The organism is Agromyces neolithicus, from assembly GCF_039529735.1.
Classification (GTDB): domain Bacteria; phylum Actinomycetota; class Actinomycetes; order Actinomycetales; family Microbacteriaceae; genus Agromyces; species Agromyces neolithicus.
Genome location: NZ_BAAANJ010000008.1, coordinates 19,049 through 31,802, shown reverse-complemented (window position 1 = coordinate 31,802; position 12,754 = coordinate 19,049). Strand labels below are relative to the sequence as shown.

Here is a 12,754-nt window from a genome sequence, read left to right as displayed (position 1 = left end):
GGCATGGCTGATCTCGTTCTCGAACTCGCCCAGACGGTCGCCGGCATCGGCGTCAAGACCTCCTACGGAGACCCGGTCGACATCGACGGCACCAAGGTCGTGCCCGTCGCACTCGGCTACTACGGGTTCGGCGGTGGCAGCGGCACCGGCGATGGTGTGGGCAGCAAAGAGATCCATGGCCAGGGCAGCGGCAGCGGTGGCGGCGGTGGCGGCGTGTCCATTCCTCTCGGCGCATATGTCGGGCGCGGTGGCGATGTGCGCTTCGAGCCGAACATCATCGGGCTGCTGCTCGTGGCGACCCCACTCGTGTGGGTCACGGGCAAGGCGCTGCGATGGGTCATCCGAGCGCTCAAGCGCTGACGAAGGCCGCTCGGCCGCAGTGTGCCGCGGCCGCCGGCGCAGCGGCGTATACTCGAGCCTGAACACGGGAGTCCGGTGAGCCGGGCTGAGAGGAAGGTTCTCAACCTTCGACCGTCGAACCTGATCTGGGTAATGCCAGCGCAGGGAGGCTGAACACATCTCATATTCCCGTGCCTCTTTCCACGAGTAGAAAGGGCACGACAGTGCACGCAACCATCTCCGCATCCGGTTCCGCCACGACGAACCCAGCGCCGCGCCTGCGCTGGCGCGTCGTCGACATCGTCGTCGCGAGCGTCATCGGCGTCGCCGTCGGCGTCATCTTCTGGGCCTGGGGTGTCGCCTGGGCGCCGATCTCAGCGCCCATCGAGGCGCTGCTTCCCGGGCTGCAGGCAGCGCCTGCGGCCGTCTGGCTCATCGCCGGCGTTCTCGGCGGACTCATCATCCGCAAGCCGGGCGCCGCACTGTACACCGAGGTCGTCGCGGCGGTCGTCTCGGCCCTGATCGGCAGCCAGTGGGGCGGTCTGCTGACCATCGAGGCCGGCCTCGTGCAGGGGCTCGGCGCCGAACTCGTCTTCGCGCTCTTCCTCTACCGCTACTGGCGGTTCCCGGTGGCACTGCTCGCCGGAGCGGCGGCGGGCCTGGGCATGGCCATCAACGACCTGATTCTCTGGTACGCGGGCGCAGCACCGGCGTTCGCCACGATCTACACCCTGTCGGCGGTCGTCGGCGGTGCGCTCATCGCGGGCGGATTGTCGTGGCTCGCGATGCGCGGACTCGCCCGCGCCGGCGCGCTCGGCCGGTTCGCTGCGGGGCGCGAGCTGCAGGCGGTCTGACGTGCGGGGCGGCACGATCGCCGCCCCTGCACCCGCGTCGATCGAGGCGCGCAGCTGGGGGTGGCGGCACGGGGGCCGGCGCGCGCCCGCCGTCTCGGGCCTCGACCTGCGCGTCGAGCCGGGCGAGCGGGTGTTGCTGCTCGGCGCGTCGGGTGCGGGAAAGTCGACCCTGTTGCACGGGCTGGCCGGCGTGCTGGGCGGTGACGACGAGGGCGAGTCGTTGGGCGAACTCACCATCGACGGTCGTCGGCCTTCGGCCGTGCGGGGGCGTTCGGGCCTCGTCCTGCAAGATCCCGATTCACAGATCGTCATGGCGCGCGTCGGCGACGACGTCGCGTTCGGGCTCGAGAACCTCGGCGTCCCCGCCGACGAGATCTGGGCGCGTGTCGGCGCGGCACTCGACGCCGTCGGGCTGGCGCTGCCGCTCGATCACTCGACGGCGGCGCTGTCGGGCGGCCAGCGGCAGCGGCTGGCCCTCGCCGGTGTGCTCGCGATGCGTCCCGGGCTCATCCTGCTCGACGAGCCGACGGCGAACCTCGATCCCGATGGGGTGCACGAGGTGCGCGACGCCGTGGCCCGGATCGCCGACGAGACCGGAGCGACGCTCGTCGTCATCGAGCACCGCGTTTCGGTGTGGCTGCCGGTCGTCGACCGGGTCGTCGTGCTCGGGCAGGGCGGGCTCATCGCCGACGGCCGTCCCGACGACGTGCTGGTCGAGCAGGCGGCACCCCTTCGTGCGGCGGGGGTCTGGCTGCCGTCGGATGTCCCGTGGCGGGCCGATCCCTCGACGGCCCGGGGTTCCGAGCCGCTGATGACCGCGCATCGGCTCGATGTCGCCCGAGTGCCCGGTGTGCCGGTGCAGCGCGGCATCGACCTGCGCGTCGACTCGGGCTGCATCACCGCGATCACCGGGCCCAACGGAGCGGGCAAGTCGACCCTCGCGCTCACGATGGCGGGTCTGCTGCGACCCGAAGGCGGACGCCTCGAACCCGGGGCGCCGATGGCGGGCGCCCGCGGAACCGAGCCGTGGCGGTGGCGCTCCCGAGACCTGCTCACCCGCATCGGCACCGTGTTCCAGCATCCCGAGCACCAATTCCTGACCGGATCGGTGCTCGCAGAGCTCGAGGTCGGGCCGCGCGCGCTCAAGATGTCTCCGGCCGAGCGGCGCGAACGCATCGAACCGCTGCTCTCGTCGCTGCGGCTCGAAGCGCTCACCGCGGCGAACCCGTTCACTCTCTCGGGCGGCGAGAAACGCCGGCTCTCGGTCGGCACGGTGCTCGTGACGCGACCGCGCATGCTCGTGCTCGACGAGCCCACGTTCGGGCAGGACGCCAACACCTGGCGTGAGCTCGCGCGCCTCATCACCGACCTGCGCGACGAGGGCGTCGGCATCATCGCCGTGACGCACGATGACACGTTCATCGACGCGGTCGCCGACTCGCGATTCGGGCTCGCGCTCGCCGGCGGTGCCGCGTTGACCGACGCCCCGGTGCGCGGTCGCTCGAACGGCGGGGGTGTGTCGGCATGAGCATCGCCGCCGTTCGCCCCGACCTGCCGCTCGCGTCGATCAATCCCGTCGCGAAGGTCGCGGCGACGATTCCGCTCTCGATCGGGCTCATACTCACGCTCGATCCGGTGTCGGCGGGCGTGGCGATCCTCTGCGAACTCATCCTCTTCACCGCCGTCGGGCTCGGGCCCCTGCTGTGGTCGCCCCGCACCCTGCCCGTCTGGATCGCGGCGCCGCTCACCGGCATCAGCATGGTGCTCTACGGCGAGCCCTCGGGCACGACGTACTGGCAGTTCGGCCTCATCGAGGTGAGCGACGGATCGATCGCGATCGGGCTCGCCACGATGACGCGCGTGATCGCCATCGCGTTGCCGGCGGTCGTGCTCTTCCTCACGATCGATCCCACCGACTTCGCCGACGGGCTCGCCCAGACGCTGAGGTTGCCCGCGCGCTTCGTGCTCGGCGCGCTTGCGGCGCTGCGGCTCGTCGGATCGTCGATCGACGACTGGCGCAACCTGGCGCTCGCCCGCAGGGCCCGCGGCGTCGCAGATCTCGGTGTCGTGCGGCGCAGCCTCGGCCAGGCGTTCGCGTTGCTCGTGCTCGCCATCCGCCGGGGCGGCACGCTCGCGACGGCGATGGAGTCGCGCGGGTTCGGTGCTCCGGTGCAGCGCACCTGGGCGCGCACGGCGACGTTCGGCGCGCCCGAATGGTGCGTGATCGCGGTCGGATGCCTCATCGCGGTCGTGTCGGTGTCGGCGGCGATCCTCACCGGAAGCTGGAACCTTGTCTGGTCGTGACGGTGTCGCGACCCCCGCGGTCGCGGCGATCATCGCGGCCGTGCGCGGACGACGAACACCGATCGTGCTCATCGACGGGCCGAGCGGTGCCGGCAAGTCGACACTCGCCGACGCGGTCGTCGCGGCGTGGCCCGGCGTCGAGCCGACCCTTGTTCGCCTCGATGACGTGTACCCCGGATGGTCGGGGCTCGACCTGGCCGGTGAGCAGCTCGCCCGCACGCTCGTGCCGTCGTTGCTGCGCGGCGATGTCGGCCGCTGGCGACGGTGGGACTGGGCGGCCGATCGCGCCGGCAACCCCGAGGTGAACCGCCCCGGCCAGGCCCTCGTCATCGAGGGGTGCGGCGCGTTCACCGCGGGCCGTGCGGCGCGCGACGCCGTGCGGGTCTGGGTCGAGGCATCCGATCGTGTTCGCAAGCAACGTGCGCTCGACCGCGACCAGGGGCGTTTCGACCCGTACTGGGAAATGTGGGAGCGGCAATGGCGTCGGCATGTGCGCCGTACCAGGCCGGTGCTCGTCGACGCCATCAGGGTGCGCGCCGTCGACATCTGATCGGCGGCCGCCTCATGCCTCGGCACGTGCCGCGACGAGCTGCCGTTCGACTCGCGTGTCCCTGCCACCGTAGGGCCGCGAGGACTACGGTAGTGACATGAGTGGAGATACGGCAGGCGTGCAGTACGTCGCGGAGTTCATCGACGGTCCGCTCGAGGGCGACTTCGAGCACCGCGCCCTCGTCTCGGGCAAGCCCGAGACGCGTGTGGGCATGGTTGCCGCAGTCGACGGGCTCGAGTCGCTCTTCTGGTACGACGCGGTCGACCAGCATCACGTGAACGGCCAGCTTCGCGTGCGGTTCCGATTCGACGCGGGTGATTCCGATCCCGTCGAGTTCGACGAGGACAACAACGACTGATGGAGCAGGCCCGGGCGCTCACCACGAGGTAGGCGACTCGAGCGCACGGTGCGTCGGTGTCGTCAGCTCGATTGGCCTGCGACGAAGGCGCTGATGAGCGCGGCCGGGTTCACGAGGCGCCACAGCGGTCCCGGATCGCCGATGCCACTCGAGAGTTCGAGTTCCGACGTGAGGTCGCCGTCGGCCGTCGTGACCGCGACGCGGCCCACCACGCGCCCGGCCGGCGCCGTGGTGAACCGCTCGACGGTGACCGACACCTCGCCCGGATCGCTGCCCCACGCGGCATCGGTTCGGTCGGCGGTCGCAATCAGCTCGGCGGTGTCGCCCCACGCCGATTCGACGCTGCCGTAACTCGTGCCCGCCGTGATGACGCTGATCGGCTGCGCCGCGGCCGACACCGACTGCGTGGTCTGCACGACGGCGGCATCGAGTGTTTCGTAATCGGGCATGAGCGTCAGTGCGCCGATGACGCGATGGGGCTCGTCGCCCTCGGCCGCGGTCACGGTCGTCGTGTAGATGAAGCTGACGCCCGCCTCATCGGTGTAGCTGCGTGCGATCGCGCGGATTCCCTCGTCGCCGAGCCGGTCGACGACATCGGGAACGTTGCGGGCGCCGAACGTGTTGGAGTCGGGAGCCTCATAGATCGCCGCGAGTTCTGGATCTGCGAGCACGAGCGCCGCGAGCCGGGTGAGCTCTTCGGGCGTGCCGACGTTGTCTCCCGACAGTCCCGTCGCATCGGCGACACGGGTCGCCGTGAAGCCCTGCTCGGCGAGCCACTCGTTCGCGGCCGTGACGTACGCGTCGACGCTGCCGTATGCCCAACGCACGAGCGTGTCGGCGTGGTTGTTGCTGGAGGCGAGCAGCACGGCGCGAACGACGTCGCGCTCTGACCAGGTATCGCCGGGCGAGACCTGCAGGGTGCGCGACCCCTCGGCCTCATATCGCAGGTAGTCGGTGTAGTCGGCGGGGCCGATCCGCAGTCCGGGGCCATCACCGTCGGCGGGCAGCGGTAGGGACTCGAGCGTCGCGAGCACCGTCACCAGCTTCACCGCACCGCCGATCGGCACTGCGTCGGAGTCACCGGCGGCCGCGAGAGCTGCGGCGCTGCCGTCTTCGGACACGAGGGCGAGCGCGCTCGCGCCTTCGTCGGGCAGCACGATGGGCGCCGCGGCGCCCGCTTCGGATGTCTCGGCCGAGGTCGTCGCGAGGTGCACCGACGGTTCGGGGAGCGGGCCGAGGAGCATTGCCGGGCCGTACACGCCGACGGCGAGGATCGCCACTGCCCCGAGGGTGATGCCGATGATGCGGCCGGGGCGCAGATTCATGGACTCAGGGTAACCCGGTCTGGCTCAGGCCCAGCCCAGCTCGTGCAGCCGGTCGTCGTCGATGCCGTAGAAGTGCGCGATCTCGTGCACGAGGGTCACGTGGATCTCATCGCGCAACTGGCCTTCGTCGTCGCAGATGGCGAGCAGCGGTTCGCGGAACAGGATGATGCGGTCGGGCATCTCGCCGAAGCCGTACCGGTCGCGTTCGGTGAGCGCCCATCCCTCGTAGAGGCCGAGCGTGTCGAGCGAGCCGTCTTCAGGGCGATCCTCGACCACGAACACGACGTTCTCGAGTCCGTCGACCATGTCATCGGGCAATCGGTCGAGTTCATCGACGACCAGTGCTTCAAAGGCTTCGGCGTCGAGGTGCACGGCCTGCTCCGATCCGGGGCATTGGGGTGAGTAACGGGGCTTGAACCCGCGACCTCCTGGACCACAACCAGGCGCTCTACCGACTGAGCTATACCCACCATGTGTCGACCGCCGAGGCGATCTGGCAACTACAAGAGACTACTACACCTTGGAGGAGAACTCGTGCACGACCGACGCCGCGAGCGTCTGCAGGTCTTGGCTCGACGGGCCGGGGTCGGCGACGAACACTGCGCGCCGGTAGTAGTGCAGTTCACGGATCGACTCGAGGATGTCGGCGAGGGCGCGGTGCCCGCCGTTCTTCGCCGGTGCGTTGAAGTATGCACGCGGGTACCAGCGCTTCGCGAGCTCTTTGATCGATGACACGTCGACGTTGCGATAGTGCAGGTGTGCGTCGAGGCGCGGCATGTATTTCGTGAGGAATGCGCGGTCGGTGCCGATGGAGTTGCCCGCGAGCGGGGCCTTCTGCTCTGCGGGGACGTGCTTCAGGACGTACTCGAGCACCTGGTACTCGGCGTCGGCAACGCTCACTCCGTTGGGGATCTCTTCGATGAGGCCCGACTCGGTGTGCATCGCTCGTACGAACTCGCCCATTGACTCGAGCGCGCTCGCGTCGGGCTTGATGACGATGCTGAGCCCCGCGTCGACGGGCGTCAGGTCGTAGTCGGTGATGATGACCGCGATCTCGACGAGCTCGTCGACCTCGAGGTCGAGCCCGGTCATCTCACAGTCGATCCAGACCAGTCGGTCACTCGAGGAAGCCATGCGGCGAGTCTAGCGGGGGGCGCCGACACCGACCGCCGAGCCGAGCACGGACGTCCCCCCGGAGAGATTCGAACTCCCGACCAAGTGGGTAGAAACCACCTGCTCTGTCCACTGAGCTACGGGGGGGGGCGACGATGGAACGTGCATCAGACAGCATAGCCACCGCACGCTGATCGCCTGCGCTGTGCCGGTCGACGCTCAGCCTTCGGTGGGAAGGCCGACGTCATCGGTCATCGTGCGTCGACGCGATCGTCTCCGGGTGACGCGGATGGCGAGCGCGATGAGCGGGAACAGCAGCACCGAGAGCATTCCCGCACCGACGAGCGCCGCAGCCGTACCGGTGTCGAGTTCGTTGCGATCCACACCGATCGCCGTGACTGCGACGATGATCGGCAGGCCGGTCGCTCCGAAGAGCGCGGTCGCGATGCGATCGCGCCGGCTTGCGCCGGGTACCGCGGCGAGCAGCGACGGTATGCCGCGCACGACGAGCATCAGCACCAGGAACAACGGCAGCATCGCCATCGTGCGTCCGTCGGCGAACAGGGCGGCGAGGTCGAACTCCACGCCGGTGTTGATGAAGAACACGGGAACGAGGAACCCGTACCCGACAGCCTCGAGCTTCGATTCGACCGCTTCGGCGTCGGCTTTCGGCGCACCCGCGATCAGGAGCCGATAGATCACGCCCGCGGTGAATGCGCCCAGGAGCATGTCGAGGTCGAGCACCATGCTGAGCGCGACGAGTGCGAGCAGCACGAACAGTACGAGGCGAACCGCGAACTGCCCGCTTGTGTGGAGACTCGCCGTGATCGCGTGGTGCAGGCGTTCGCCGAGCCCTTTCGCCGCGAACCAGATGGCGGCGCCGGCGATGACCGCGAAGAGCAGCAGCACGAGTGCCGCGACGAGCGGTGAGCGGCCGCTCAGGAACAACGAGATCGCCAGCAGCGGTCCGAACTCTCCGACCGCACCCAAGGCGATCACCGCGATACCGAACGGCGTGCCGAGGTCGCCCGAGTCGCGAAGCACGGGCAGGATCGTGCCGAGCGCGGTCGACGTGAGCGAGATTCCGATGAACGCCGCAGCGGGCAGATCGACCGCGAAGATGACAGCGATGCCGAGGCCCGCCGCGAGGGAGATGATCCATCCCATCGCGGCGCGGGTCAGTGGCCGGCCGCGGATCTTGCGGAAGTCGATCTCGTTGCCGGCGAGGAAGAACAGCATCGCCAGGCCGAACTCCGACAGGAGGTCGAGGAATGCGTCGGGTACCACCAAGCCGAGACCCGACGGCCCGAGCGCCAGCCCGAGCAGGATCTCGAACACGACGAGCGGAATCGCCAGCCAGCGCCCGATGCCGCGTACGAGCAGCGGCGCGGCCGCGGCGATCGCGGGCACGAACAGCATGGTGCTGACCGAGACTTCCATGGCCCCTCCCCTCGGTGCGCGGCCGAACCCCCAGTCGCGATGCTACTGGGAGCGGATCTCAGCCGCTCGGGTCGGTGTCGATGTCCGCGTCCTGTTTCCTGCTCGAAACACGCCGACGGTATCGTCGGGGCATGCGAGACATGCAGGCCCGGATCATCGCCGAACTCAATGTCACCCCTGCCATCGACCCTGCCGAGCAGGTGCGTGCCCGTATCGACTTTCTGAAGGGGTACCTGCGCACAACGGGGGCCAAGGGCCTCGTGCTGGGCATCAGCGGCGGACAGGACTCCACACTCGCCGGGCGTCTGTGCCGCCTCGCGGTCGAAGAGGTCGTCGCCGAGGGAGGCGCTGCGAGATTCATCGCGGTGCGGCTTCCGTATGGCATGCAGCGTGACGAGGATGACGCGCAGCTGGCACTCGACTTCATCGACCCGCAGGAGACCGTCGTCTTCAACATCCGCGGCGGCGTCGACGGCCTGTCGGCGGACTTCGCCGAGGCGACGGGCCTGCCGATCAGTGACTTCGGCAAGGGAAACGTGAAGGCGCGCACGCGAATGATCGCCCAGTACGCCCTCGCGGGCGAAGGCGGACTGCTCGTGGTGGGCACCGACCACGCCGCCGAGGCGGTCACGGGATTCTTCACGAAGTTCGGCGACGGGGGAGCCGACATCCTGCCCTTGACGGGCCTCACCAAACGGCAGGGGCGGGCGCTGCTCGAATACCTCGGAGCGCCCGAGCGGCTCTCTACGAAGGTTCCGACCGCCGACCTGCTCGACGGGATCCCGGGTCAGTCCGACGAGGCGAACCTCGGGCTGCGCTATCGCGATATCGATGCGTTCCTCGAGGGTGAGGACATCGACGCCGAGATCGCCGAGAAGATCGAGGCGCGGTTCCTGCAGACGCGCCACAAGCGCACCGTGCCGGTGTCGATGTTCGACGAGTGGTGGCGGTGACCCGCGTCAGCGACTGACCCGCGTCGGCGACTGACGAGCCTCAGCGGCTGGGGAGGTCGGTGGCCACCGTCGGGGTCGGTCCGGTCGCGGCGTCTGCAGTGGCGTCGTCGACGGCGACGGTCTCGGTGTAGCGCTCGTGGTGCTGGGCGGCGACCCATGCATCTTGTTGCTCGACGGTCTCGAGTTCGGGCTGTTCGACCCGCTGCGTGCGCCAGCGATCGAGGTCGTTCTGGAATTGCTTGCGCGTGCGCGCCGGGTGGCGCTGCCATTCGAGCAGTCGGTCACGGAACTCTACGACCGCGGGGTCGAGCTGGTACCCGAACGTCGCGGAGGCTCGCTTGAGCTCGTGCAGCTGGTGTGCCGCCCAGTTCGCCGCAATGTCGGAACCGCGGATCGGCAGCAGCCGCACCTGGATGTCGGCCTGACCGACGACGCGGTCGGCGAGCACCTGCTCTTGCGGAGTGAGCGAGTTCCACACCGACGCTTCGGTCGCCGCGTCGACGAGCGCGGCGATGGCCGCGGTCTTCGCCTCGCGGTCGCGCTGTGCGATGACCCGCTTGATCGCGCCCGTCGAGATCACGGCGGCGAGCAAACCGGCAGCGAGCACGGCGACGAAGAGCACGGCAGCCGTGAAGACGGCCGTCTGGGCGTCGCTCGATGTGATCCACGAGATGAAGTCATTCCACCACTGCATGGCCGCAGGCTACCGCGACGGCGTGGCGCCGACGCGACCCGCCTGCGGCGCGCCAAGAACTCGCGACCGCACGCGACGGGCTTCACCGGAAGAGCTCAGCCGCCGCCCGTGGCGACCAGAACTCGCCCAGATCGATCGATCGCATGCCGCCCTGCAGCATGCGTCGCGCCTGGAATCGCGCACTGTCGTCGTGGCCCCTGCGCTCGATGTGACCGATGACCGCGCCGTTCGAACGCGTGACCCGCCACAGGTCGGGCGCGGCAGCCGAGATCGTGATACCGGGTACGACGACGGGGAAGGGTTCGCGGCTTCGTGCGAGTACGGCGGTGCTCATTTCGCTCCTCTCATCGTGCAGCCGGCCCTGCGGTGTGTCTGCGACGATACGCAGACCCACCGACATCCGCCGATTCGATGGGCGGCGAGCGGCGAGGCGAGGCGAACTCAGCCGAGCGCGGTGCCGTGCGCGGCGAACGGTTCGATGCGATCGATCTCGGCCTGGGTGAGCGGTGCCGCATCGAGCGCGGCGACGTTCTGCTCGAGCTGGGCCACACTCGACGCGCCGATGAGCGCGCTCGCGACGAGCGTCTGCCTGAGCACCCACGAGAGCGCGAGCTGCGCGAGCGACTGCCCGCGCTCGGTCGCGATCGCCGAGAGCGCGCGGGCGCGGTCGAGGTACTCGGCACTGATGCGGTCGGGGGAGAGGAACCGGCTCGTCGCGGCTCGCGACCCGGCCGGGACCTCCCCTGACAGGTATCGATCGGTCAGCAGCCCCTGTGCGAGCGGGGAGAACACGATGCTGGCAGCGCCGACTTCGTCGAGAGCCGGGAAGAGACCGGCTTCGATGTGCCGATCGAACATCGAGTAGCGCGGCTGGTGGATGAGCAGCGGAACACCCTCGGCTTCGAGCGCCGCGGCGGCCGTACGGGTCTCATCGGGGCCGTAGTTCGAGATTCCCACGTACAGCGCCTTGCCCTGGCGCACCGCGGTCGCGAGCGCGCCCATCGTCTCTTCGATCGGCGTCTCGGGGTCGGGCCGGTGCGAATAGAAGATGTCGACATAGTCGAGGCCGAGACGCCGCAGGCTCTGGTCGAGCGACGCGAGCAGGTACTTGCGCGAGCCCCACTCGCCGTACGGGCCCGGCCACATGTCGTAACCGGCCTTCGATGAGACGACGAGCTCATCGCGATAGGGCGCGAAGTCGGTTGCGAGCATGCGACCGAAGTTCTCCTCGGCGCTGCCGACGGGAGGGCCGTAGTTGTTCGCGAGGTCGAAGTGCGTGATGCCGAGGTCGAAGGCACGCCGCACGATCGCGCGCTGCGTGTCGTAGGCCCGGTCGTGACCGAAGTTGTGCCACAGTCCCAGCGACAGCGCGGGGAGTTTCAGGCCGCTGCGGCCGACCCGGTTGTACAGCATGCGGTCGTAACGTTCAGGGTCTGCGACGAAGCTCATTCGGCCAACTCTATGGCCACCGGAGGCCGTGTTCCCGCCAGTCCTCGACGGCATCCACTCCTCCTCGACAGCGCCGCCGCGTGCACGGTTCTCCACCGGTGTGCCGAAGGGTCGTCGGATGTCCCGCCGCGGGCCCGAGGCTCGAGTCACGCGGTTCCGGGGCGTCGTCCGGCACGAGGTCGCCCCGGGACCGCGAGCCGTCGATCCGCGGCGGCGCCCGACCGAGGAGTGCACTATGACCGACACCATCACACTGACCGGCATCGTGGGCAGCGACCCGCGACACCACGTCACCAACCAGGGGCTCGCGATCACCTCGTTCCGGTTCGCCTCGCGACACCGGTACTTCGACCGCACCAAGGGCGCCTGGGAGGACGGCGAGACCAACTGGTACACCGTTTCGGCGTTCCGGCAGCTCGCCGTCAACACCAGCCTCTCGGTGCGCAAGGGCGAGCGCCTCGTCGTCCGAGGTCGGCTGCGTCAGCGCGAGTGGAACAACGGCACCAAGGCCGGAACGAACGTCGAGATCGAGGCCGACACGATCGGTCACGACCTCTCGTGGTGCGTCACGACGTACGGACGGCTCGAGAAGCCGCGCGCTGCGGGAACCGAGGCGGACGCCGCCGAGACCGAGGTTGCGGCAGACGGGTCGTCGATCGGCTTCGGTGCGCCTGACGACGCGGCCGGCTGGGGCGTGTCCGACCTCGGAGGGTCGGATCCCGACCACGCGTTCACGGCCTACGACGATGCCGATGAGCGCACCGGTGAGGTGTTCGCCACCGCCGGAGCCGCCGACTGATCGGCGCGACCCGGCCACCCGAGTCGTCACGACTCCATAGACTCGGCTCGGGTGGCCGGCACGACAGCTGAGGAGAACGGTGGCACAACCGATCGGAACGGCGACATCGGTCGCACTGACCGCAATCGTCGTGATCTTCGGGTTCGCAGGCTGCTCGCGGATTCCGCAACCACCGTCGCCGTCGCCGGCGCCATCCGTCTCCGCCCCGGCGGTATCCGACACCCCCGAGGCGACCACAGTGCCCCGACTGCAACCCGACCTCCCAGCAGCCGAGAACCGCGCGTTCTTCGACTCGGTGAACCGTTCGGTCATCGCCGCGAACGAGTCGGCGGGCGGGCGCGACTTCATCGACGCCCTCACTGCAGTCGGATTCGAGCGTTCGGTGATGCAGGTCACCGCCGACCGCACGACCGTCGACCTGCAGGCGGGCTCGGTGCTGTTCTCGGTCCGGCTCGGCGACGACTGCCTCGTCGGCCAGTACGGGCCCGAGTCGGGCGGGTACCACGGCGCGGTGCGGCCTGCCCTCGGCATCGGCGGCTGTCTCGTGGGTCAGACGCGACCCATAGACTGGTAGGC

Annotated in this window: 16 protein-coding genes, 2 tRNA genes and 1 riboswitch; of the genes, 9 read left to right on the top strand and 9 right to left on the bottom strand. The window is 69.3% G+C overall.

Annotated elements, in window-relative coordinates; all coding sequences use genetic code 11:
• Positions 1-3: 3 nt before the first annotated feature.
• From ABD164_RS11760 to ABD164_RS11735, 6 genes are all read left to right on the top strand, one after another.
• Positions 4-360 carry a hypothetical protein gene (locus ABD164_RS11760; protein ID WP_344296349.1) on the top strand — a complete coding sequence of 119 codons (357 nt, stop codon included), beginning with the start codon at positions 4-6 and terminating at the stop codon, positions 358-360.
• A gap of 54 nt (positions 361-414) precedes the next feature.
• A riboswitch (TPP riboswitch) is annotated at positions 415-525 on the top strand.
• 38 nt (positions 526-563) lie between these two features.
• Positions 564-1,193 carry an ECF transporter S component gene (locus tag ABD164_RS11755; RefSeq protein ID WP_344296348.1) on the top strand — a complete coding sequence of 210 codons (630 nt, stop codon included), beginning with the start codon at positions 564-566 and terminating at the stop codon, positions 1,191-1,193.
• Position 1,194: 1 nt separating this feature from the next.
• Positions 1,195-2,721: an ABC transporter ATP-binding protein gene (locus ABD164_RS11750; protein WP_344296346.1), complete on the top strand. Its 1,527-nt coding sequence runs from the start codon at positions 1,195-1,197 to the stop codon at positions 2,719-2,721.
• Positions 2,718-3,497 (top strand): energy-coupling factor transporter transmembrane component T family protein, encoded by a 780-nt coding sequence (locus ABD164_RS11745; protein WP_344296345.1) that lies wholly within the window; start codon positions 2,718-2,720, stop codon positions 3,495-3,497. The genes ABD164_RS11750 and ABD164_RS11745 overlap by 4 nt, the downstream gene beginning before the upstream one ends.
• Entirely contained in the window at positions 3,484-4,047 is a 564-nt protein-coding gene (locus ABD164_RS11740; RefSeq protein WP_344296343.1) for an AAA family ATPase, read from the top strand. Before ABD164_RS11745 ends, ABD164_RS11740 begins: the two co-directional genes overlap by 14 nt.
• A gap of 97 nt (positions 4,048-4,144) precedes the next feature.
• Positions 4,145-4,405, top strand: a complete 261-nt coding sequence (locus tag ABD164_RS11735) for a hypothetical protein (protein ID WP_344296341.1) — start codon at positions 4,145-4,147, stop codon at positions 4,403-4,405.
• 62 nt (positions 4,406-4,467) lie between these two features.
• Here ABD164_RS11735 and ABD164_RS11730 read toward each other — a convergent pair whose 3' ends face one another.
• The 6 genes from ABD164_RS11730 to ABD164_RS11705 all read right to left on the bottom strand — a co-directional run bounded on the left by ABD164_RS11730 (position 4,468) and on the right by ABD164_RS11705 (position 8,283).
• Positions 4,468-5,730 carry a serine hydrolase family protein gene (locus tag ABD164_RS11730; RefSeq protein WP_344296339.1) on the bottom strand — a complete coding sequence of 421 codons (1,263 nt, stop codon included), beginning with the start codon at positions 5,728-5,730 and terminating at the stop codon, positions 4,468-4,470.
• Positions 5,731-5,754: 24 nt separating this feature from the next.
• Complete coding sequence (locus ABD164_RS11725) at positions 5,755-6,102, bottom strand: metallopeptidase family protein (protein ID WP_344296337.1); 348 nt, start codon at positions 6,100-6,102, stop codon at positions 5,755-5,757.
• A 22-nt stretch (positions 6,103-6,124) separates the two neighbouring features.
• Positions 6,125-6,200, bottom strand: a tRNA-His gene (locus tag ABD164_RS11720).
• 43 nt (positions 6,201-6,243) lie between these two features.
• Positions 6,244-6,864: an oligoribonuclease gene (gene orn, locus ABD164_RS11715; RefSeq protein WP_344296336.1), complete on the bottom strand. Its 621-nt coding sequence runs from the start codon at positions 6,862-6,864 to the stop codon at positions 6,244-6,246.
• A 53-nt stretch (positions 6,865-6,917) separates the two neighbouring features.
• Positions 6,918-6,990: transfer RNA gene (locus ABD164_RS11710), tRNA-Arg, on the bottom strand.
• Positions 6,991-7,062: 72 nt separating this feature from the next.
• Positions 7,063-8,283 (bottom strand): cation:proton antiporter, encoded by a 1,221-nt coding sequence (locus ABD164_RS11705; RefSeq protein WP_344296334.1) that lies wholly within the window; start codon positions 8,281-8,283, stop codon positions 7,063-7,065.
• 131 nt (positions 8,284-8,414) lie between these two features.
• On the opposite strand from ABD164_RS11705, the gene nadE reads away from it, so the two are divergent.
• Positions 8,415-9,236, top strand: a complete 822-nt coding sequence (nadE, locus tag ABD164_RS11700; protein ID WP_344296333.1) for an ammonia-dependent NAD(+) synthetase — start codon at positions 8,415-8,417, stop codon at positions 9,234-9,236.
• Between the two features lie 40 nt (positions 9,237-9,276).
• Here nadE and ABD164_RS11695 read toward each other — a convergent pair whose 3' ends face one another.
• The 3 genes from ABD164_RS11695 to ABD164_RS11685 all read right to left on the bottom strand — a co-directional run bounded on the left by ABD164_RS11695 (position 9,277) and on the right by ABD164_RS11685 (position 11,379).
• Positions 9,277-9,930 (bottom strand): hypothetical protein, encoded by a 654-nt coding sequence (locus ABD164_RS11695; protein WP_344296332.1) that lies wholly within the window; start codon positions 9,928-9,930, stop codon positions 9,277-9,279.
• Between the two features lie 82 nt (positions 9,931-10,012).
• Positions 10,013-10,264: a hypothetical protein gene (locus ABD164_RS11690; protein WP_344296330.1), complete on the bottom strand. Its 252-nt coding sequence runs from the start codon at positions 10,262-10,264 to the stop codon at positions 10,013-10,015.
• Between the two features lie 107 nt (positions 10,265-10,371).
• A complete protein-coding gene (locus tag ABD164_RS11685; protein ID WP_344296328.1) occupies positions 10,372-11,379 on the bottom strand; it encodes an aldo/keto reductase in 1,008 nt (335 codons plus the stop codon).
• A gap of 235 nt (positions 11,380-11,614) precedes the next feature.
• Between ABD164_RS11685 and ABD164_RS11680 the strand changes: the two genes are divergently transcribed.
• Both ABD164_RS11680 and ABD164_RS11675 read left to right on the top strand, forming a co-directional pair.
• Positions 11,615-12,178, top strand: a complete 564-nt coding sequence (locus ABD164_RS11680; protein WP_344296327.1) for a single-stranded DNA-binding protein — start codon at positions 11,615-11,617, stop codon at positions 12,176-12,178.
• 79 nt (positions 12,179-12,257) lie between these two features.
• Entirely contained in the window at positions 12,258-12,752 is a 495-nt protein-coding gene (locus ABD164_RS11675) for a DUF6993 domain-containing protein (RefSeq protein WP_344296326.1), read from the top strand.
• Positions 12,753-12,754: the final 2 nt, after the last annotated feature.